Below are 21,901 nucleotides of genomic sequence, written 5' to 3'. Positions count from 1 at the left end.
CATGCAAAACCCTGCAATGACGGTTATTCTTGCCCCGACTGTTACGTGTGCATCGGGGGAAAGGCCAGCATGGATAAAGTCATTGTGATCACCGGCGGCGGTCGTGGAATCGGCGCCGCCACTGCGTTGTTGGCTGCCGAGCAAGGCTACCGGATCTGCATCAATTACCAGACGGACGAACAGGCCGCTCACCACGTGCTCGATCAGGTGCGTGAACGCGGCGCCACGGCCATTGCGGTCCGTGCCGATGTCAGTATCGAAGACGAAGTGATCGCGCTGTTCAATCGGGTCGACAGCGAACTGGGCCGGGTCACCGCCCTGGTCAACAACGCCGGCACCGTGGGGCAAAAATCCCGGGTCGACGAAATGTCCGAATTCCGCATCCTCAAAATCATGAAAACCAACGTCCTGGCACCGATCCTCTGCGCCAAGCACGCGATCCTGCGCATGTCGCCAAAACATGGCGGGCAGGGCGGCAGCATCGTCAACGTCTCCTCGGTTGCTGCGCGGCTGGGCTCACCCAATGAGTACGTCGATTACGCAGCGTCCAAAGGCGCGCTGGATACGTTCACCATCGGTCTGTCCAAGGAAGTGGCGGGCGAGGGGATTCGGGTGAATGCGGTGCGTCCGGGTTACATCTATACCGATTTCCACGCGTTGAGCGGCGACCCGGATCGGGTCAGCAAGCTGGAGTCGGCGATTCCGATGGCCCGGGGCGGGCGGCCGGATGAAGTGGCGGAGGCGATTGTGTGGTTGCTGTCGGACAAGGCTTCGTATGCGACGGGGACTTTTGTCGATCTCGGCGGCGGGCGCTAAACCTCTATGATCGTTCCCACGCTCCGCGTGGGAATGCAGCCCGGGACGCTCCGCGTCCCATTCGAGAGCTGGAACGCGGAGCGTCCCTTGAGGCATTCCCACGCGGACGGTTCGACGCCTCGACGTGGGAACGATCAACACGGAAAGTGATTGTCAGAACGACCGCACAATCCGCCCCAACGTCTCCATTGCCTTCTCCGCATCCTCGGTCCACGGGCTGCCGTAGTTCAAACGAATGCAATTCCTGAATCTTTGGGTCGGCGAAAAAATCGGCCCCGGCGCAATGCTGATCCCCTGTGCCAACGCCATCTGAAACAACTTCAACGAATCCATCTGCGGTGGCAGTTCCAGCCACAGGAAGTAACCGCCGGCCGGTTGGCTCACACGCGTCTGTGCAGGGAAGTAGCGGGCGATGGCGGCGAGCATGGCGCTTTGCTGTTCTTCGAGGGCGTAGCGCAGTTTGCGCAGATGGCGGTCGTAGCCGCCGTGTTGCAGGTAGTCGGCGATGGCTGCTTGGGCCGGCATCGAAGCGCACAGCGAGGTCATCAGTTTCAACCGTTCGATTTTCTGCGCGTAACGGCCGGCGGCGACCCAGCCGATACGGTAGCCGGGGGCCAGGCTTTTGGCGAACGAGCCGCAATGCATCACCAGACCTTCGGTGTCGAAGGCCTTGGCCGGTTTCGGCGCCTGCTGGCCGTAATAGAGTTCGGCGTAGACGTCGTCTTCGATCAGCGGCACCTGATGCTGTTTCAGCAGTTCCACCAGTTCCTGTTTCTTGGCCTCGGGCATGGTCGCGCCCATCGGGTTCTGGAAACTGGTCATGCACCAGCACGCCTTGATCGGGTGCCGCTCGAGTGTCTGGGCGAGCACGCCGAGGTCGATGCCGTCGCGCGGGTGCACGGGGATTTCCACGGCTTTGAGTTTCAGGCGTTCGAGCACTTGCAGGCTGGCGTAAAACGCCGGGGCTTCGATGGCCACCAGATCGCCGGGTTCGGTGACCGCTTGCAGGCACAGGTTCAGGGCCTCGAGGGCGCCGTTGGTGATCAGCAGTTCTTCCATCGGCAGCATCAGGCCGCCGACCATGTAGCGCAGGGCGATCTGCCGCCGCAGTTGCGGGTTGCCCGGCGACATGTCGGTGACCACCATGCGCGGGTCCATTTCCCGGGCGGCGCTGGCCAGTGAGCGGGACAGGCGTTGCAGCGGGAACAGGGTCGGGCTGGGGAACGCTGAGCCGAACGGCACGGTGCTCGGGTCCTTGATCGACTCGAGCACAGAGAACACCAGTTCGCTGACGTCGACCTTGGTGGACTCGTTGACCTGGCTGCTGATGACTGGCTCCGAGAATGGGCTCGGGGCGTGGGTGTTGACGAAGTAGCCAGAGCGGGGCCGGGCGCGGATCAGGCCTCGGCGTTCCAGCAGGTAATAGGCCTGGAATACCGTGGACGGGCTGACGCCGTAAGTCTGGCTTGCGTAGCGCACCGACGGCACCCGCTGACCGGGGCCGAGGACGCCGGAGCGGATCAGTTCAGCGATGTCGTCGGCGAATTTTTCGTAGCGTTTCATCGGGGGCCTTGGTGCGTGGTGTTTGATGTTTTTGTGGTGGGTCAGGGGCATCAGCCCCTCACCCTAGCCCTCTCCCGGAGGGAGAGGGGACTGATCGTGGGATGCTTCAGAGTTACATCGACCTGATCGTGCTGCTGTGAATCCATAATCAACTCGATATTTCAGGTCGATGTACAACTCATTACACCTCGGTCGGCTCCCTCTCCCTCTGGGAGAGGGCTGGGGCGAGGGGGGCGATTCTAACGGCTCACCGATTCATCGGAGCAACAAACCGGCTCTTCGCCACGCTATAAATCTCTGGCTCATCACTGTCGGCAATCTTGAAGCTCAAGGTCTGCGAACTGCTGGCCGCACGTTCGGTGGTCATCGCCACCGACACCGGCACATCGACGATCTCGCCAGGCGCCAGGCTCAGTTCGGTCTTGCCTTGCAGCTGGAAGCCTTCCCCGTCCACCAGCGTCAGGATGTAATCCTGGCGCTGCTGGGTCTTGTTGATGACCTTGAGGGTGTAGATGTTTTCGATCTGGCCCTGACCGTTTTCACGGAACAGGCCACGGTCCTTGGTCACGTCCAGCGACACCATCGGCCGTTCGACCAACGCCAGGGCGAGGGCGCCTATCATCACCACCAGCACCGCGACGTAGCCAATCAGTCTCGGGCGCAGCAGGTGTGTCTTGCCACCATGCAATTCACGCTCGGAGGTATAGCGAATCAGGCCACGGGCGTAATTCATCTTGTCCATGATCGAGTCGCAGGCGTCGATGCACGCCGCGCAGCCGATGCATTCCATTTGCAGGCCGTCGCGGATGTCGATGCCGGTCGGGCAGACCTGCACGCACAACTGGCAGTCGATGCAATCGCCGAGGCCAGCTTCGGCCGGTTTCACCTCGCGTTTGCGCGGGCCACGGTTTTCGCCACGGGCCACGTCGTAGGAAATCGCCAGCGTGTCCTTGTCGAACATCACGCTCTGGAACCGCGCATACGGGCACATGTGCATGCACACCGCCTCACGCAGCCAGCCGGCGTTAATGTAGGTGGCGGCGGTGAAGAACAGCACCCAGAACAGGCTGACGCCACCAATCTGCAAGGTCAGCAGCTCTTCGGCCAGCGGACGGATCGGAGTGAAGTAACCGACAAAGGTCAGACCGGTCAGCACGCTGATCGCCAGCCACAGCGTGTGCTTGGCCGCGCGCCGCGCCAGTTTGTTCAGACTCCAGGGCGCCGCTTGCAGCTTGATCCGCTGATTGCGCTCGCCTTCGGTGATCTTCTCGCACCACATGAAGATCCACGTCCACGAACTCTGCGGGCATGTGTAGCCACACCAGACCCGGCCGGCGAACACGGTAATCGCGAACAAGCCGAACGCAGCGATGATCAGCAGCGCAGACAGCAGGATGAAATCCTGCGGCCAGAAGGTCGCGCCAAAGATGTGGAACTTGCTTTCGGAAAGGTCCCAGAGCACCGCCTGACGACCGCCCCAGTTCAGCCACACCGTGCCGAAAAACAACAGGAACAGGAAACCCGCGCCACTCATGCGCAAGGTGCGGAACAGGCCGGTGAAGCTGCGGGTGAAAATCTGGTTATCGCTGGTGGCGTGTTTCGCCTTCATTGGGCGCGCCGGTACTTTTTTTATCTGGGGAGATGCTTCTACGGTTCGGACGGGGATTCGTTCGCTCATGGTCGTTCGCTCATCAGCCTCCATCAGGCCAGGGAACTATGAGCGCCGATCTGTTTGCATAACAGACTCAGGTATTTCAATAAAAAGCGTATCAGATGAGTTTTAAAGCAATGCCTGCGACAACTTGAAGCAGCCCGCAGGCCAAGGCGCAGATGCCTATCCCAGACGCCTGCGCCGGTTGTTGATCGAGGTCAGTCAAATCACCGAATCACTGTCGTCGGCCTTCAGGTGTTTGCGTCCATCCCGGGCGCCTGCGACGGTCAATGCATCAGCTTCCGCTTCGGTGACGTAGATGCGCCGTCCTTCCACTTCGACGAACGACATGGCTTTTTCGCTATCTGTCCTGACTTCCAGCGTGTCGCAGATCCGAATCTCTTCACCATTTTCCACGGTGAAAAAACAGACTTTCGATTCCGGATTGCTTTCATCGATACGAAGGGGCATGGGGCTGTCCTTTTTCACAGGGGATCTGAATCGTTAGGGCCCGCGCTCCGCCGATCGTTCTACGCAACCGATTAATGGTCGCCGCTGTCCACCTTCTATAACCCCTTCACAAGGACTGCACGATGAACGCCTGGTGGCATGAAGTGTGGGAAACCCTGCAAGCCGAATTTGCCGACATCGGCGATGCATCGCAGCTGACGCGGATCACCGTGCGCCTGCTGATGGCAGCGATATTGGGCGGGATTCTCGGGTTCGAGCGCGAGCACAAGGGCAAGGCTGCCGGGGTGCGAACGCACATGCTGGTAGCCCTTGGCGCGGCGTTGTTCGTGCTGGTACCGCAATTGTCCGGTTCCCAGGCCGATGCGATGAGCCGGGTCATGCAAGGTGTGATCGCCGGGATCGGCTTTCTCGGCGCCGGCACCATCCTCAAGAACCACGAAGGTGACGAAGGGCACGTCAAAGGCCTGACCACCGCCGCCGGTTTATGGATGACCGCCGCCATCGGCGTCGCGGCCGGGTTGGGGCGCGAGGCGACGGCGGTGCTCAGTACGTTGCTGGCGTTGGGGATTTTCAGCGTGATGCCGAGGATCGTCAGAGTCTTCGAAAACGATCATCTGGATAAGGATCGCATCGAGAAGGACCACAACGACCCACGCTAATCAGACAATCACCGGCGGCATGGTCGTCGGCGGTTCCTCCTTGGGCGGTGGCGTGGTGCCAGGCGGTTCTTGCTCGGGGATCGGTTGCGGTTCGGTCTCGGGCAAGACCGGTTTGTCGATGTTCGGATCAGGTGTTTCGGCCGGAATCGGAATAGTCATCGGGTGAACCTCCGTGTGGCACTTGGCGTGGGACGTGCTTAAGTGGGTTGACCACTTCACTGCGAAATCGATCCGATTTTGTGGCGGGGCAAATCCCTGTGAACTTTTCCCGGCAACGGTCGCTCGGAACCTGAGAGAGTTCATCGCCGGGCGCAGGCCCGGTCGTGACCGCCAAACAGGCAAACGAGCGTCCTTGGGGCGTTAAGGAGAGATGCTCAATGACTGCTGAAAAACCCTCCGAACTGAGCTACAACCCGCACATGCCGCTGTCGCAGGCTCTGCTGCTGCCGCGCATCGTCATTGAAAACACCGCGCCGACCCTCGACGGCGGACAGTTTGCCGTCAAGGCGATTGCCGGCCGGGAGATCGTGGTCACCAGCAAGGTGTTCGCCGACGGTCACGACAAGCTGGCGGTGCGCATTCGCTGGCGCGAAGAGGGCGATGAGACCTGGCAGACCGAAGTCATGAGCGATCAGGGCAACAACGGCTGGCGCGGTGTGTTTCAACCGCAGCGCATGGGCCGCTATCTGTTCCTGATCGAAGCGTGGATCGACCAGTTCGCCAGCTTTCAGTACGAACTGGAGAAGAAGCACACCGCCGCCGTCCCGGTCAGCCTCGAACTGCAAGAGGGGCGCACCATGGTGCAGCAGGCCGCCGAGCGCAGCGAAGGTCAGCTGAGCGAACAACTGGCCGGCCTGCACCACGAATTGTCCGGCCTGCTCGAAACCGAGCAGGTCGCGTTGTTTCTGCACTCGCGCAGTGCGCAACTGATGGCCGAGGCCGATCACCGCGCCTACTTGAGCCTCAGTCCGGAATTTCCGGTGGACGTTGAACGTGAACTGGCGGAATTCGCCAGTTGGTACGAACTGTTTCCCCGCTCGATCACCGACGATCCCGCCCGCCACGGCACTTTCAATGACGTGCACTCGCGCCTGCCGATGATTCAGGACATGGGCTTCGACGTGTTGTACTTCACGCCGATTCACCCGATTGGCCGCAGCCATCGCAAGGGTCGCAACAATTCCCTGACCGCCGGCCCGGACGACCCCGGCAGCCCATATGCGATCGGCAGCGAGGAGGGCGGTCACGAAGCGATCCACTCGCAGCTCGGCACCCGCGAGGACTTCCGTCGGCTGGTGGCCGCTGCTGCTGACCATGGTCTGGAAATCGCCCTCGACTTCGCGATCCAGTGTTCCCAGGATCACCCGTGGCTCAAGCAGCATCCGGGCTGGTTCAACTGGCGGCCGGACGGCACGATCAAATACGCCGAGAACCCGCCGAAGAAATACCAGGACATCGTCAACGTCGACTTCTATGCGCCGGAAGCGATTCCGAGCCTGTGGGTCGAGCTGCGCGACATCGTGGTCGGCTGGGTGCAGGAGGGCGTGAAGATCTTTCGCGTCGACAACCCGCACACCAAGCCGCTGCCGTTCTGGCAATGGCTGATCGCCGATGTGCGCACGCTGTACCCGGAAGTGATCTTCCTCGCCGAGGCCTTCACCACCCCGGCGATGATGGCGCGGCTGGGCAAGGTCGGTTACACCCAGAGCTACACCTATTTCACCTGGCGCAACACCAAGACCGAACTGGCGACCTACTTCAGCGAGCTCAATGAATCGCCGTGGCGCGAGTGCTACCGGCCGAATTTCTTCGTCAACACCCCGGACATCAACCCGGCGTTCCTGCATGAATCGGGACGTCCCGGATTTCTGATTCGCGCGGCGCTGGCGACCATGGGTTCGGGCCTCTGGGGCATGTATTCGGGGTTCGAACTGTGCGAATCGGCGCCGGTGCCGGGCAAGGAGGAATACCTCGATTCCGAGAAATACGAGATCCGCGTCCGCGACTTCAACCAGCCCGGCAACATCATTGCCGAGATCGCCCAGCTCAACCGCATCCGCCGCCAGAACCCGGCGCTGCACAGCCATCTGGGCCTGAAGATCTACAACGCCTGGAACGACAACATTCTGTATTTCGGCAAGCGCAGCGCGGACGGCAGCAACTTCATTCTGGTGGCCGTCAGCCTCGATCCGCATAACGTTCAGGAAGCGAATTTCGAGCTGCCGCTGTGGGAAATGGGCCTGCCGGACGATGCCACCACCCACGGCGAAGACCTGATGAACGGCCATCGCTGGGACTGGCACGGCAAGTACCAGTTCATGCGGATCGACCCGGCGTATCAGCCGTTTGGAATCTGGCGCATTACTTCCCCTTGATCGTTCCCACGCTCTGCGTGGGAATGCCGCCATGGACGCTCTGCGTCCGCCTTTGGGACGCAGAGCGTCCCGGTATGCATTCCCACGCGGAGCGTGGGAACGATCAGTAGCAGGTTTGGCTTCAACGAATTGAACAGGAGTTTCACATGGCGAAGAAACCCAAGGCAGCCACCTTCATCAAGGATCCGCTCTGGTACAAGGACGCGGTTATCTATCAGGTTCACGTCAAATCCTTTTTCGACTCCAACAACGACGGGATCGGCGACTTTCCCGGCCTGATCGCCAAACTCGATTACATCGCCGAACTCGGCGTCAACACCATCTGGCTGTTGCCGTTCTACCCCTCGCCACGCCGCGACGACGGTTATGACATCGCCGAATACCGTGGCGTGCACAGCGATTACGGGACGATGGCCGATGCCAAGCGATTCATTGCCGAGGCGCACAAACGTGGCCTGCGGGTGATCACCGAGCTGGTCATCAACCACACCTCCGATCAGCACCCGTGGTTCCAGCGGGCGCGCAAGGCCAAGCCCGGCTCGGCGGCGCGGGATTTCTACGTGTGGTCGGATGACGACCAGAAATACGACGGCACCCGGATCATTTTCCTCGACACCGAAAAGTCCAACTGGACCTGGGATCCGGTGGCCGGCCAGTACTTCTGGCACCGCTTCTATTCGCACCAGCCGGACCTCAACTTCGACAACCCGCAGGTCATGAAAGCCGTGCTGTCGGTGATGCGTTACTGGCTGGACATGGGCATCGACGGCCTGCGGCTGGACGCGATTCCGTATCTGATCGAGCGCGACGGCACCAACAACGAAAACCTTCCGGAAACCCACGACGTCCTCAAGCAGATCCGCGCCGAAATCGATGCCAACTACCCGGATCGCATGTTGCTGGCCGAAGCCAACCAATGGCCGGAAGACACCCAGCTGTACTTCGGCGACACCGACTCCGAGGGCGTGAATGGCGATGAATGCCACATGGCGTTTCACTTCCCGCTGATGCCGCGCATGTACATGGCGCTGGCCCAGGAAGATCGCTTCCCGATCACCGACATCCTGCGCCAGACTCCGGAGATCCCGGCCAACTGCCAATGGGCGATCTTCCTGCGCAACCACGATGAACTGACGCTGGAGATGGTCACCGACAAGGAACGCGACTACCTGTGGAACTACTACGCCGCCGACCGTCGCGCTCGGATCAATCTCGGGATTCGCCGGCGTCTGGCGCCGTTGATGGAACGCGACCGCCGCCGCATCGAACTGCTCAACAGCCTGCTGCTGTCGATGCCCGGCACGCCGACCCTGTATTACGGCGATGAAATCGGCATGGGCGACAACATCTATCTGGGCGACCGCGACGGCGTGCGTACACCGATGCAATGGTCGATCGACCGCAATGGCGGCTTCTCCCGCGCCGATCCGGCCAGTCTGGTACTGCCGCCGATCATGGACCCGCAGTACGGCTATCAGTCGGTCAACGTCGAAACCCAGGCCGGCGACCCGCATTCGCTGCTGAACTGGACCCGGCGCCTGCTGACCGTGCGCAAGCAATCCAAGGCGTTCGGTCGCGGCACGCTTAAGATGCTGTCGCCGGCCAACCGTCGCGTGCTGGCCTACACCCGCGAATACACCGGGCCGGACGGCAAGCACGAAATCATTCTGTGCGTGGCCAACGTGTCGCGCAGCGCGCAAGCGGTGGAGCTCGACCTGTCGGCCTACGTCGGCATGGTGCCGGTGGAGATGCTCGGCGGTAACGCGTTCCCACCCATCGGCCAACTGAGTTTTCTGCTGACCCTGCCGCCCTACGGTTTCTACTGGTTCGGCCTGGCGGCGGAAAACCAGATGCCGAGCTGGCACGTCGAGCCGGCGCAGAGCCTGCCGGACTTCACCACGCTGGTGCTGAAAAAACGCATGGAAGAACTGCTCGAAGCACCGTCCCGGGCCACCCTCGAACAGGCGATCCTGCCAAGCTGGCTGCAGAACCGCCGCTGGTTCGCTGGCAAGGACGCCGCCATCGAACAAGTGAAACTGGCCTACGGCGTGCGTTTCGGCGACGCACAACATCCGGTGCTGTTCAGCGAAATCGAAGTGCAGAGCGGCGGGCAGACCAGCCGTTATCAATTGCCGTTCGGCTTCATTGCCGAAGATCAGGTCGGGCCGGCGTTGCCGCAACAATTGGCCTTGGCGCGCGTACGTCGGGTTCGTCAGGTCGGGTTGATTACCGATGCCTTCAGTCTTGAAGCGTTTATTCGCGCGGTGTTGCAAGGCATGCAGAGCGGTACGGTGCTGGAATCCAGTGAGGGCGAGATCCGTTTCGAGGCAACGCCACAACTGGAAAAACTCGGTCTCGGCGCGGAATCCGAAGTGCGCTATCTGTCCGCCGAGCAATCCAACAGTTCGGTGGTGATCGGCAACAGCCTGGTGCTCAAGCTCATCCGCAAAGTCGCGTCCGGCGTACACCCGGAACTGGAGATGAGCGCTTATCTGACCGCTGCCGGATTTGCCAATATCTCACCGCTGCTCGGTTCAGTGATTCGCCGCGACGGGAAGGGCGAAGACAACCTGCTGATGATTGCGCAGGGTTATCTGAGCAATCAGGGCGACGCCTGGGAATGGACGCAGAACAACCTCGAACGGGCGCTGCGCGATGAACTGGCCGATGCCGTGTCCGAACAGGCGCAGCACTACAACGCCTTGGGTGAACTGAAGGATTTCGCCGGGATGCTCGGCCAGCGTCTGGGGGAGATGCATCAGGTGCTGGCCGCGCCAAGCGACAACAAGGACTTCGCGCCGCAGGTCAGTTCGGCCAAGGATGCGCAGGCGACCGGCAAGGATGTCGCGGCGCAGGTCGAGCATGCGCTGAAGCTGCTCAAGCAGCATCAGGGCGAACTCGACGCGGCGGATCAGAAGCTTGTTGCTCGGTTGCTCGACAACAAAAAAGCCATCCTTGCCCATGTGCAGGAACTGGCGAAGCAATCCGCTGGCGGCTTGCGGATCCGAGTGCACGGCGACCTGCATTTGGGGCAGGTGCTGGTGATCAAGGGTGATGCCTACCTGATCGACTTCGAAGGCGAACCGGCGCGGCCACTGGCCGAGCGCCGAGGCAAGCACAGTCCGTACAAGGACGTCAGTGGTGTGCTGCGCTCCTTCGACTATGCCGCGGCCATGGCCCTGAATGTGCACAACGTCGACAACAGCCCCGAGGCCGAAGCCGCGCGTCGGCGGGTCACGGAGCGTTACCTGCGTGAAGCCCGGGCAGCATTTCTCCAGGCATATCGCCAAGCGGCAGCTAGTCTTGATCATGCCTGGCAAGATCCTGAAGGTGCCGACGCCGCACTGGCGTTGTTCGGTCTGGAGAAAGCGGCCTACGAAGTGGCCTATGAAGCCGAAAATCGCCCCACCTGGCTGCCCGTGCCGCTGCACGGTCTGTATGGGTTATTGACGGGGCTCAAACCCTTTTCCGATCTTGGTGGAGAGTAGTCATGAGTTTCTCGAACAGGGAACAGGGTCACGCTAAAGAAAGATTGCTGCCCACTGCAAAAGACATTGATGCCTTGGTGCGCGCAGAACATCACGACCCGTTTTCCATTCTTGGCCCCCACGGCGATGGCGCCGGCGGGCAGTTCATCCGGGCGTATCTGCCCGGCGCGTTGAGTGTTTCTGTCGTCGATAAAAACAGTGGCGAAGAGCTCGGTCCGCTGGAGGCTACCGAAACGCCGGGGCTGTTTGTCGGGCATTTCGAAGGCTCACGGCCGTACCTGTTGCGCACCCGCTGGGCCGGTGGTGAACAGGTCGCGGAAGATCCCTACAGTTTTGGCCAGTTGCTCGGTGAAATGGACTTGTATCTGTTCGCCGAAGGCAATCACCGCGACCTCAGCAGCTGCCTCGGCGCGCAGTTGAAAACCGTCGATGGCGTCGACGGCGTGCGCTTTGCCGTGTGGGCGCCGAATGCCCGGCGGGTGTCGGTGGTCGGCGATTTCAACGTCTGGGACGGGCGGCGGCATCCGATGCGCCTGCGACATCCGTCCGGCGTCTGGGAGCTGTTCATTCCACGCTTGCAGGCAGGCGAGCTGTACAAATACGAAATCCTCGGCGCCCACGGCATCCTGCCGCTCAAGGCTGACCCGATGGCGCTGGCCACCAGCCTGCCACCGGACACCGCGTCGAAAGTCGCCTCGCCGTTGCAGATCGACTGGCAGGATCAGGACTGGATGAGCGGCCGTCGCGAGCGCCAGCAGCACAATGCGCCGCTGTCGATCTATGAATTGCACGCCGGGTCCTGGCAATGCGAACTCGACGACCTCGGCGAAGTGGCCCGCCAGTACACCTGGCCGGAGCTGGCCGAGCGGTTGATTCCGTATGTGAAGGAACTGGGTTTCACCCATATCGAACTGATGCCGATCATGGAGCACCCGTTCGGCGGTTCCTGGGGTTATCAGTTGCTGTCGCAATTCGCCCCGAGCGCCCGTTATGGCACGCCGGATGAATTCGCGGCGTTCATCAACGCCTGCCATCAGGCTGATATCGGTGTGATTCTCGACTGGGTGCCGGCGCATTTCCCGACCGATACCCACGGTCTGGCGCAGTTCGACGGCACGGCGCTGTACGAATATGGCAACCCGCTGGAAGGCTTCCATCAGGATTGGGACACGCTGATCTACAACCTCGGCCGCACCGAAGTGCACGGCTACATGCTGGCGTCGGCGCTGCACTGGTTGAAGCATTTCCACGTCGATGGCCTGCGAGTCGATGCGGTGGCGTCGATGCTCTATCGCGACTATTCGCGCAAGGCTGGCGAGTGGGTGCCGAACCGCCATGGCGGTCGCGAGAACCTGGAAGCCATCGACTTCCTGCGGCACTTGAACGATGTGGTGGCGCTGGAAGCACCGGGCGCGCTGGTGATCGCCGAGGAATCCACGGCGTGGCCGGGCGTCAGCCAGAGCACCCAGCAGGGCGGGCTCGGTTTCGCTTACAAATGGAACATGGGCTGGATGCATGATTCGCTGCATTACATCCAGCAGGATCCGGTGTACCGCGCCCATCACCACAACGAGTTGAGTTTCGGTCTGGTCTACGCCTGGTCCGAGCGTTTCATCCTGCCGATTTCCCACGACGAAGTGGTGCACGGCAAGCATTCGCTGATCGACAAGATGCCCGGCGACCGTTGGCAGAAATTCGCCAACCTGCGGGCTTATCTGAGTTTCATGTGGACCCATCCGGGCAAGAAGCTGCTGTTCATGGGCTGCGAGTTCGGCCAGTGGCGCGAGTGGAATCACGATCAGCAGCTCGACTGGTATCTGCTGCAATACTCGGAGCACAAAGGCGTGCAGAAGCTGGTCGGCGACCTCAACCGGCTCTACCGCGAAGAGCCGGCGCTGCACGAGCAGGACGATGCGCCGCAAGGCTTCCAGTGGTTGATCGGTGACGATGCGATCAACAGCGTTTACGCGTGGTTGCGCTGGAGCAAGGACGGCACGCCGGTGCTGGTGGTGGCCAACTTCACCCCGGTCCCGCGTCAGTCTTATCGCGTGGGCGTGCCGTTTGCCGGGCGCTGGAAGGAATTGCTCAACAGTGACGCCGACACGTATGCGGGTTCCAATTATGGCAACGGGGGCGGGGCGTTTACCGAAGAGGTGGCCAGTCATGGGCAGGCGTTGTCGCTGGAACTGAATTTGCCGCCGTTGGCGGTGTTGATCCTTAAACCCGAGGGCCCGAGCGCGTAACGGATCGCCACGACGTAGATCGTTCCCACGCTCCGCGTGGGAATGCCTCTAGGGACGCTCCGCGTTCCAGCTCCGGAAGGGACGCGGAGCGTCCCGGGCTGCATTCCCACGCGGAGCGTGGGAACGATCATGACGGGTGCTCACCAGCGCATCCGGACCCCCAGGCTGCCAATCAACCCGTTCAGGTCGTTGTCATCCACGTCGCTGCTGTAATCGGCGCTGACGTACAGACTCACTGTCGGCGTCATTTTCGCCACCAGCCCCAGTCCGACTTCCACCGTCGAGGATTTGCGGCTGCTACTGATCTTGTCCACCTGATCCAGCGTCACCGTGTTGCCGGTATAAACCGTGTGCCACAGGTTCGTGCGCACGTAGGGTTCGACCGGCAGGCCGTTCAGATCGTAGCTCCCTTTCAAGCGTGCACCGACCCGGCCGCTCCACGATGAAATGTCGCTGGAAGAAGCGTTGCCCGAGCCCGCGTAGGGCGTGTTCAGGGTGATGCGCTGGTTGATCAATTGCGCCTGCGGTTCAACCACCCAGTTTTCACCCAGACCGATCGGGAATCCGCCTTCCACCGACAGCGTCATTGCGCTGCCCTCGGTGGCCAGGCGTGCGCCTTGCTCGTTACGGCTGAAACCGCTGACCCGGCCGCCACTGGCCGACAGGTCGACGTGCCAGCCCTGCGGGCCGATCAGGCTGTAGTAAGCGCCCAGGCTCTGGCCTTGCAGGTTGAGGGTGTCGGTGTTCGGGTCGGCGAGGGCGCGGCTGGTGATCAGGCCGTTGCTGTTGCCCTGAATCTGATTGACCCCGCCGATCAGGCCGACCTGCTGGGTGTGGCCGCTGCTGCTTTTCAGGGTCAGTACGGCGGGCCCCTTGAAGTCGCCGGTGCCGGGCGTGGCGAAGCCCGGGCTGAGGACGTCGGTTTGCGCCTGGCGGGACGTCGGCCCGTAAAGCTGCTCCCAGGCAGAGGGGGCGAGATCTTCGGTAATCAGGTTTGTCCCGCGCAGATCCGGCTGTGGGCTCAGCCGTTGCGGGCCCGGGGTCACGACCGTGGCGGGGAGGGTCATGACGGGAATGTCCTGGCGATACCAGGGCGTCGCCTCGTCCGCCACAGGACCCGCCTGCGCCTCCATGGACGAGCACAGCAAGATAGAACTTGAAACGGTGCAGAACGTGACTTTGATCTCTTGTGAGGTGAGTGAGGTTTTCATGGAGTTCTACCTTGCTAGCGCATGTGGTATCTCGCCTTGGCGTCTCTCCTACCCCGAACGAGGGGCGACCGAATGGAGCGTGGCGAGCCCGAGGCCGCACGTTTTGACGAGTGGCCTGAGGTTCGCCCCGAGTAGTATTTCCGGGGGTAGTAAGGTAGAGCTAAGAAGACCGGAGCCCCTGCGTCAAGAAATTGGACGATGAGTGGTCGGGTCAAAACGGGTGATGCAAGCTTATGTTTTTGCGTATTTATCTAAGTGCTTGTTTGTAGAGCCAATGGCTGCGAAAGCCGCGAGGCAGAGACGTTTTATAGCCGACAGCCGGTCTGCGAAACCGAATGCGGCAACCGGTTCGCATGGCTTTTAGGGTGAAGACAGCTGTCAGTATCGCGCTACAAATGCACTTCAACCGCCAGCGGCAAATGATCCGAGAGATGCGTCCACGGCTTGTTGCCGAGGATCCGCGGGTCGTGGCTGCTGGCATTGCGCAGGTAGACCCGGTCCAGTCGCAGCAACGGGAAACGCGCGGGGTAGGTCTTCGCCGGGCGGCCGTGATGGCGTTCGAAGGCTTCGTGCAGGTAGTCGCGGCGGGCGAGGGCGACGTTGCCTTGCAACTGCCAGTCATTGAAGTCACCGGCGATGATCACCGGCGCATCGTCGGGCAGCGATTCGAGCAACTGGCAAAGCAGCTGCAACTGCAATTGCCGATGGCTTTCGAGCAGGCTCAGGTGCACGCAGATGGCATGCACTTCGGCATGCCCCGGCACATCCAGAACGCAGTGCAACAGCCCGCGTCGTTCCGGGCCGGTGATCGAGACGTCGAGGTTGCGGTATTCGCGGATCGGGTATTTCGACAACAGGGCGTTGCCGTGATGGCCATCGGGATACACCGCATTGCGGCCGTAGGCAAAATCGCTCCACATGCTGTCGGCAAGGAATTCGTACTGCGAGGTTTGCGGCCATTCGTTGTAGCGGCTGGAATGCCGCTCGTGTTCGCCCACCACTTCCTGCAGAAACACCAGATCGGCCGAGGTGCTGCGCACCGCTTCGCGCAGCTCCGGAAGGATGAAACGTCGATTGAGCGCGGTGAAACCCTTGTGCGTATTGACCGTCAGCACCCGCAGGCGATGGATGGCGGACGGGGTCGAGGTCTGTGCGTCGACGGCATGACGCTTGGGATCGCTGGACACGTTCACTCCTCTGAATCATGACTGCCTGTTCATGCGACTGATCCGGGCGCGGGCAGTTCACTTTGAGTGGCTGCCCGCGCCCGACGGATCGTCAATCGACGAAGACGATTTCGTAGGGCAGGCGCATGCGCTCCAGAATCGACTTGGGCAGCAGCGGCGCGATACCGATCGCCGGTTCGCCATTGAGCTGGCTGGCGTAGGCGTGGGTGGCGTGGCTCTTGCGCGCAACGGTCCAGGTGTCGAGGCGCAGCTTGCGTGCGCGATGCCACGGGATCTGCGCCTGATCCCGTTCCGGCCAGTGCCAGGCCCAGACCGGCACATCGTGGTAGGTGGCGCCAACCTGTTGTGCCGCTTTGGCACTCGCCCGGCCGACCACTTCATGATCGGTGGTGCCGTCTTCGCGCCAGGTGCTGAACACCACGTCGCCGGGGCGCAGGTAGCGGGCAATGAAATCGGTCAGTTGGGTTTCCTGGTCGAGCAGGGCTTTGTCGGTGAAACCGCCGCGCACCCATTTCAGGCTGTGCATCGGCAAGCCCAGACGGCGCAGGGCTTCGACGCTTTCCTGCGGGCGGAACACGCTCAGGCGTTTCTCCGACCACTGACGCGAGCCCGGATGACTGGCGCTGCCATCGGTGATCGACAGCAGTTGCAAGGGATGGCCGAGGCTGGAAAGCAGTTGCAGCAGGCCGCCGCAGGTCACCACTTCATCGCCGGGGTGCGGGGCGATGACCACTGCGCGGGCACCGGGCGGGACCAAAGTGTGGGTGTTGATGACGGGAATATTGTCGAGCTGCGGGGCGCTGTTCCAGATCTGCGCCGGCAGGCCGCTCTCGCTGAGGGATAACGGTTTCATGAGTGATACGTCCTTGTTGAGTCTCGCCCTCAGTCGCCCAAACGCTGGTGATACCAGGCGTGTGCGACCCGTGAAGGCTGGTGGATAGCCCTGCAGCGCTCCGAACCCTGGATTGCTGCGCAGCAGAGTATTGCTCAAGACGGGCGGTTCGTCGCGTCACAGATCAACCTGATCCGCTTTTTTTTATTCAGTCTGTGCCAGCTGTCGCAGATAGTCGCCAAAACCGCCGCGTGCGCGGCTGTCCAGACGGGCGCTGGTGATGACTTGCGGGCGATGGCTCCAGGCGATGCTGGCCCCTGAGCGCTCGAGTTGACGCACCAGCTGCACGTCCTCATCACAGGACAGCGGCTCGAAGCCGCCGGCGCGAACATAAGCTTGCGCGCTGACGCCCAGGTTGGCGCCATGGATGTGCCGGTGACCTTCGCAGGCCCGGTAATCGCGGTGATAGCGAATCTGCGCCGCTTCATCGAACCCGTCCTGCCAGCGGTCAACGGTCACCGTGCCGCACACGGCATCGGTGCCCAGCCCCAGTTGCGCCACCAGCCAATCCTCGGCGACCCGGCTGTCGGCGTCGGAGCAGGAAATCCAGCGCGCACCGCGTTCAAGCAATTGCTGCGCGCCGATGGCTCGCGCCTGGCCGACATTGCGCGCTTCGATGCTCAAAGCTTGCACCGGATACTGGCTGACGATGTGCGCCGAACGATCGGTGCAGCTGTCCAGCACCACCAGAATTTCCACCGGTTCACCCGCCAGCATGGGATGTCCGCCAGCGCGCAAAGCTGCGTGCAGACATTCATCGAGCCACTCTTCCTCGTTGTGCGCAGGAATCAGGATGCCAATCATCGCAACCCCTCCAGCGCGGCCACCGAACGGGGTTCGCGGCTCCAGACTTCCAGCAGGAAATCGGCTTCCTGATGCAGGACCAATCGCGGCAGGTGCAACTGTTCGTGAATCAGGTCGTGAACCTGTCGCGCATTGAGCGGGCAATCTTCGATGGGCGGGCGCCAGTGACAGGCGAGCAATTGCCCGTCCGCCGTCAATGAATCGCTGATGCGCCGGATGACCTCTGTCAGATCCTGTCGATCGAGGTAGTAGCCGATTTCGCTGAAGACGATCAGGTCGAATTTTTCCTCAGGCCAGTCAATCGGCAAGCGCCCGTGACGCACCTCGGCGTGGTCGAACAGACTCAACCGTGTGCGCGCCAGATTGGCTGCGGCGGCGCTGGTGTCGCAGCACAACAAACGATCGCAGCGTTCGGCCAGTGCTGCACTCAGTTCACCGTTGGCGCACCCGGGCTCGAAGATGGCCCGGTAGTGCGGCCGGGGCAGGGCCGCCAGGGTCACGAGACGTTTGCGTTGTTCGTACCAGCGCTGGCGAAATCCCCACGGGTCGTTATTGCCCGCGAACAGGCCTTCGAAGTAGCGATCCTCGACACTCATAAGAAGACCACCTCGAACGGTTGCAGCAGTCGATCAATGACATAGGGTTTGAGCACCGGAGCCAGGCCGGCTTCGGGATCGCCCTCTAGCTGGCTGGCAAACGCATGCACCGCATGACGCTTGCGCGCAACCTGTGCCGGGCTGAGCAGGATTTTGCGCGCCCGTTCCCAGGGCACGATGGCGTCTTCGGGGGTTGCCCAATGCCAGGTCCAGACCGGCAGTTCGTGGCAGATCGCACCTACGCGGCGCGCCGCTTCGACGCTGGCACGGCCCACGGCTTCGTGGTCGCTGTGACCGTCTTCGCGCCAGGTGGTGAAGATCACGTCGTCGGGTTGCAGGTAGCGGGTCAGGTATTCGCACAGCATCGATTCGAGCGCGGCGACCTGGGTGTCGGGGAAGCCGCCGCGCAGCCACTGCAACTGGTGCATCGGCAAGCCGAGACGGCGCAGGGCTTCGGCGGATTCCTGCGGGCGCACTACGCTCAGGCGCTCCACCGGCCAGCGATCCGAGCCCGGATGACTGGCGCTGCCATCGGTGACCGAGATCAGTTGCAGGGTACGTCCCGCCTCGGCGAGACGTTGCAACAGTCCGCCGCAACCCAGCACTTCATCGTCCGGGTGCGGAGCGATCACCACGGCCCGCGATCCCGGCGGCACCAGATCAAGAATGTCGATGCTGCCCACCGCCGCCAGATGCCGTGAGCCTTGCCATTCCTGCAGGGAAGTTCCCTCGCCGACGATCGGATTGCGTTTCATAGGGCCCAACCCTCGCGCGGTTGTTGCGCAATCAATTGGCCCAGTGCTGCCAGATCACGCTCGGCATGGCTCTGGCGCAAATACACCGGCAAGTCGGCCACCAGACGGGCAAAGTGCGGATCCTTGCAGAACGGCCCGGCGCCGAGGGCCCGACCGGTCTCGCGGATCACCTGTTCAGCGGCATCCTCGACCACGGCGCGTACGCGGCGGGCCAGCAACTCGGCGTTGCTGTGGGGATGGCTGTCGATGTCCAGAGCACTGACGCGCAGTGCTTGAGCGGCCGCATGCAAGGCGCTATCTACGGCGCCGAGGCTGGCCAGCGCATGGGGCTCTTCTCGTCGCGCACATTGCTGGCGCAAGCGTTCGCCGATCTCCCTCGCGGCGCCGTACCAGCACGCGGCGATCCCGATTCCGCCGTGCCAGAAACCCGGCCGTTGCAGGTAGTCGCCGGGGTCGCCAATCGCCTGGGCCTCGACATCATCGAACAGCACCTCGACGCTGCCGGTGGCCGCCATGCCGACCGCTTGCCAGCCCTGATCGGTCACGGTCACGCCCGGTTGATCGAGGGCCACGGCCACCAGTTGCTGACGATCATCTTCATCCCAAGCCGTAAGCAGGGCATGACTGAGCACCGCCGCCCCGGAGCACCAGGCCTTGCGCCCGTTCAGCCGCACCAGTTGCCCCGAACGGCTGACCCGGACCCGCGCCTGCGGTGGTTCGGCTGCCCACATGCCCCACGTGCTGCCGGGTGTCGGCGAGCCACCGAGTTGCTCGATGATCGCCAACGCATCGGTATGGCCTTCGTAGAGTTTGCACAGGCCCAGATCATGCCCGCCGACCTCGGACAGCCGTTGCCAGCGCTCCAGCGTACGACCGCTGCCGGGCAATGGCAGACGGTCGAGGCCGGCCTCGACCATTTCCCGCAGACACGTGCCGAGGGCGGCGGTGTCGCGGTAATCCGGGGTGTGCCGTGAGAGGTAGCCGGGCAAGTCCATGTCAGTCCTCTTCTTCGCGTTGCAGTTCGAACAGCAGCAGCGAGCGGCCGGTGACCGAATACTCGTGGCCGAACGTGAAGCGTTCCTGCCCACGGATCGATGGCTGATTGGTGTCGATCATGCAGGTCCAGAAACTGCCTTCAGGCACTTCCGGCAAAGTGAAGTTGACGATGTCGTGATGGGCGTTGACCACCAGCAGCAGCGTGGCGTCGGCGCCCTTGCGGCGAATCCCGGTTTCCTGGGCGCGGCCGTCGAGCAACATGCCCATGCAGCGGTTGTGCGCGTCATGCCAGTGTTCGGTGGTCATCTCGGTGGCGTCCGGCGCGAGCCAGGTGACGTCCTTGACGCCGATGTCCTCGTTGTATTCGCCGACCAGAAAACGCCCGCGCCGCAGGATCGGGTAGGCCAGGCGCAACTTGATCAGGCGTTTGACGAATTTCAGCAGCGCCTTGCCGTCCTCGCTCAGATCCCAGTTGACCCAGCCGATCTCACTGTCCTGGCAGTAGGCGTTGTTGTTGCCGTCCTGGGTGCGGGCGAATTCGTCGCCGGCCACCAGCATCGGCGTGCCTTGGGACAGCAGCAAGGTGGCGAAGAAATTGCGCATCTGCCGGTGGCGCAGCGCATTGATTTCCGGGTCGTCGGTAGGGCCTTCGACGCCGTGATTCCAGGACAGGTTGTTGTTGCTGCCGTCCTGATTGTTTTCGTCGTTGGCCTCGTTGTGCTTGTCGTTGTAGGACACCAGATCGTTGAGGGTGAAGCCGTCGTGGGCGGTGACGAAATTCACCGACGAATAAGGCCGGCGGCCGCGCTGATTGAACATCTCGCCGGAGGCGGTCATGCGGCTGGCGAAGTCGGCGAGCTGGCCGTCGTCGCCTTTCCAGAACGCGCGCACGGTGTCGCGGAATTTGTCGTTCCACTCGACCCAGCCCGGCGGGAAGTTGCCGACCTGATAACCGCCGGGACCACAGTCCCAGGGCTCGGCGATCATTTTCACCTGACGCAGCACCGGGTCCTGACGGCAGGCCACAAGGAAGCTGTGACGTTCATCGAAGCCATCGTGATAACGACCGAGGATGGTCGCCAGATCGAAACGGAAGCCGTCGACGTGCATTTCGCTGGCCCAGTAGCGCAGCGAGTCGGTGACCATTTGCAGCACGCACGGGTGGCTCAAATCGAGAGTGTTGCCGGTGCCGGAATCGTTGATGTAGAAGCGCTTGTCGTCCGGCATCAAGCGGTAGTACGAGGCGTTGTCGATCCCGCGCATCGACAGGGTCGGGCCTTGCTCGTTGCCCTCGGCGGTGTGGTTGTAGACCACGTCGAGAATCACTTCGAGATTGGCGTCGTGCAGGTGCGCGACCATTTCCTTGAACTCGGCAATCTTGCCGCTGGCCAGGTAGCGCGGGTCCGGGGCGAAGAACGCGATGCTGTTGTAGCCCCAGTAATTGGTCATGCCCTTGTGCAGCAGGTGCTGGTCGTTGACGAAGGCGTGGATCGGCAGCAGCTCGACGGTCGACACGCCGAGTTTGCGGATGTGTTCCAGCACGTCGTCGACCATCAGCCCGGCAAACGTTCCGCGCACGTTCTCCGGCACGGAAGGGTGACGCATGCTGATGCCGCGCACGTGGGTCTCGTAAATGATGGTCTTGTCCCACGGCACGCTGACGCGATGGTCGTGGCCCCAGGTGTGCGCCGGGTCGATGACTTTGCACTTGGGGACGAAGGGCGCGCTGTCGCGCTCGTCGAAGCTGAGGTCGGCGTCCGGGTGGCCGATGGTGTAGCCGAACAGCGCCTCGGACCATTTCAACTGGCCGACCAGTTGTTTGGCGTACGGGTCGATCAGCAATTTGTTGTGGTTGAAGCGGTGGCCGTTGGCCGGGTCGTACGGGCCGTAGACCCGGTAGCCGTAAATCAGCCCCGGATGCGCATCGGGCAGGTAGCCGTGGTAGATCTCGTCGGTGTATTCCGGCAGCTCGATGCGTTCGAGCTCGACTTCGCCGGCATCGTCGAAAATGCACAGTTCGACCCGGGTGGCGTTGGCGGAAAACAGCGCGAAGTTCACCCCCAGACCATCCCAGGTGGCGCCGAGCGGGAAGGGCAGGCCTTCACGGATGCGCGAGGGTTCGGCGTGCGCGGAGGGCTCGGCTTTCTTTGGACGGGTCATAGGTGCTCCTGCAAAAAATCGGGGGTTGGCATTT

At 62.2% G+C, this 21,901-nt stretch carries 17 protein-coding genes; 5 read left to right on the top strand and 12 right to left on the bottom strand.

Translation table 11 applies throughout. The features are described from left to right. Positions 1–69 precede the first annotated feature (69 nt). Positions 70–816: an SDR family oxidoreductase gene (locus tag CAF90_RS04450; protein ID WP_007955033.1), complete on the top strand. Its 747-nt coding sequence runs from the start codon at positions 70–72 to the stop codon at positions 814–816. Between the two features lie 153 nt (positions 817–969). Here CAF90_RS04450 and mapR read toward each other — a convergent pair whose 3' ends face one another. The 3 genes from mapR to CAF90_RS04435 form a co-directional block, all read right to left on the bottom strand. After that, a complete protein-coding gene (gene mapR, locus CAF90_RS04445) occupies positions 970–2,379 on the bottom strand; it encodes a GntR family transcriptional regulator MpaR (protein ID WP_039772397.1) in 1,410 nt (469 codons plus the stop codon). 247 nt (positions 2,380–2,626) lie between these two features. Next, positions 2,627–4,057 (bottom strand): cytochrome c oxidase accessory protein CcoG, encoded by a 1,431-nt coding sequence (gene ccoG, locus CAF90_RS04440; RefSeq protein ID WP_085604085.1) that lies wholly within the window; start codon positions 4,055–4,057, stop codon positions 2,627–2,629. A gap of 195 nt (positions 4,058–4,252) precedes the next feature. Next, positions 4,253–4,501 carry a DUF3203 family protein gene (locus CAF90_RS04435; protein ID WP_007952135.1) on the bottom strand — a complete coding sequence of 83 codons (249 nt, stop codon included), beginning with the start codon at positions 4,499–4,501 and terminating at the stop codon, positions 4,253–4,255. A gap of 122 nt (positions 4,502–4,623) precedes the next feature. Here CAF90_RS04435 and CAF90_RS04430 point away from each other — a divergent pair, with 122 nt between their 5' ends. After that, positions 4,624–5,160, top strand: coding sequence for an MgtC/SapB family protein (locus tag CAF90_RS04430; RefSeq protein WP_085604082.1), 537 nt, complete (start codon positions 4,624–4,626; stop codon positions 5,158–5,160). Here the strand turns inward: CAF90_RS04430 and CAF90_RS29520 are convergent, their stop codons facing one another. Further along, positions 5,161–5,319, bottom strand: coding sequence for a hypothetical protein (locus tag CAF90_RS29520; protein ID WP_007952133.1), 159 nt, complete (start codon positions 5,317–5,319; stop codon positions 5,161–5,163). 218 nt (positions 5,320–5,537) lie between these two features. Between CAF90_RS29520 and CAF90_RS04425 the strand changes: the two genes are divergently transcribed. From CAF90_RS04425 to glgB, 3 genes are all read left to right on the top strand, one after another. After that, on the top strand, positions 5,538–7,535 hold the full coding sequence (locus CAF90_RS04425) for an alpha-1,4-glucan--maltose-1-phosphate maltosyltransferase (RefSeq protein WP_085604079.1): 1,998 nt from the start codon (positions 5,538–5,540) through the stop codon (positions 7,533–7,535). 146 nt (positions 7,536–7,681) lie between these two features. Further along, positions 7,682–11,023 carry a maltose alpha-D-glucosyltransferase gene (gene treS / locus CAF90_RS04420; protein ID WP_085604076.1) on the top strand — a complete coding sequence of 1,114 codons (3,342 nt, stop codon included), beginning with the start codon at positions 7,682–7,684 and terminating at the stop codon, positions 11,021–11,023. Between the two features lie 2 nt (positions 11,024–11,025). Beyond that, a complete protein-coding gene (glgB, locus tag CAF90_RS04415) occupies positions 11,026–13,266 on the top strand; it encodes a 1,4-alpha-glucan branching protein GlgB (RefSeq protein WP_085604073.1) in 2,241 nt (746 codons plus the stop codon). A 140-nt stretch (positions 13,267–13,406) separates the two neighbouring features. Here the strand turns inward: glgB and CAF90_RS04410 are convergent, their stop codons facing one another. The 8 genes from CAF90_RS04410 to glgX all read right to left on the bottom strand — a co-directional run bounded on the left by CAF90_RS04410 (position 13,407) and on the right by glgX (position 21,867). After that, positions 13,407–14,477 (bottom strand): autotransporter outer membrane beta-barrel domain-containing protein, encoded by a 1,071-nt coding sequence (locus CAF90_RS04410; protein WP_085604070.1) that lies wholly within the window; start codon positions 14,475–14,477, stop codon positions 13,407–13,409. A 389-nt stretch (positions 14,478–14,866) separates the two neighbouring features. Further along, positions 14,867–15,664 carry an endonuclease/exonuclease/phosphatase family protein gene (locus CAF90_RS04405; RefSeq protein WP_085605158.1) on the bottom strand — a complete coding sequence of 266 codons (798 nt, stop codon included), beginning with the start codon at positions 15,662–15,664 and terminating at the stop codon, positions 14,867–14,869. Positions 15,665–15,755: 91 nt separating this feature from the next. Beyond that, positions 15,756–16,517, bottom strand: coding sequence for a PIG-L deacetylase family protein (locus CAF90_RS04400; protein ID WP_085604067.1), 762 nt, complete (start codon positions 16,515–16,517; stop codon positions 15,756–15,758). 183 nt (positions 16,518–16,700) lie between these two features. Next, positions 16,701–17,360, bottom strand: coding sequence for a glycosyltransferase family 2 protein (locus CAF90_RS04395; RefSeq protein WP_085604064.1), 660 nt, complete (start codon positions 17,358–17,360; stop codon positions 16,701–16,703). Continuing rightward, positions 17,357–17,956, bottom strand: coding sequence for a class I SAM-dependent methyltransferase (locus CAF90_RS04390; protein WP_085604060.1), 600 nt, complete (start codon positions 17,954–17,956; stop codon positions 17,357–17,359). The genes CAF90_RS04395 and CAF90_RS04390 overlap by 4 nt, the downstream gene beginning before the upstream one ends. Next, positions 17,953–18,711: a PIG-L deacetylase family protein gene (locus CAF90_RS04385; protein ID WP_085604057.1), complete on the bottom strand. Its 759-nt coding sequence runs from the start codon at positions 18,709–18,711 to the stop codon at positions 17,953–17,955. Before CAF90_RS04385 ends, CAF90_RS04390 begins: the two co-directional genes overlap by 4 nt. Next, the gene (locus CAF90_RS04380; protein WP_085604054.1) at positions 18,708–19,706 is read right to left on the bottom strand and encodes an acyl-CoA dehydrogenase family protein; all 999 of its coding nucleotides are present in this window, start codon (positions 19,704–19,706) and stop codon (positions 18,708–18,710) included. The genes CAF90_RS04385 and CAF90_RS04380 overlap by 4 nt, the downstream gene beginning before the upstream one ends. A gap of 1 nt (position 19,707) precedes the next feature. Next, the gene (glgX, locus tag CAF90_RS04375) at positions 19,708–21,867 is read right to left on the bottom strand and encodes a glycogen debranching protein GlgX (RefSeq protein ID WP_085604050.1); all 2,160 of its coding nucleotides are present in this window, start codon (positions 21,865–21,867) and stop codon (positions 19,708–19,710) included. Between the last annotated feature and the right edge of the window lie 34 nt (positions 21,868–21,901).

Origin of the sequence: Pseudomonas sp. B37(2017) (genome assembly GCF_002112885.1) — a bacterium.
GTDB lineage: Bacteria > Pseudomonadota > Gammaproteobacteria > Pseudomonadales > Pseudomonadaceae > Aquipseudomonas > Aquipseudomonas paraglycinae.
The sequence above is the reverse complement of the archived record's forward strand: the minus strand, read 5'-3'. Positions and strand labels throughout refer to the sequence as shown.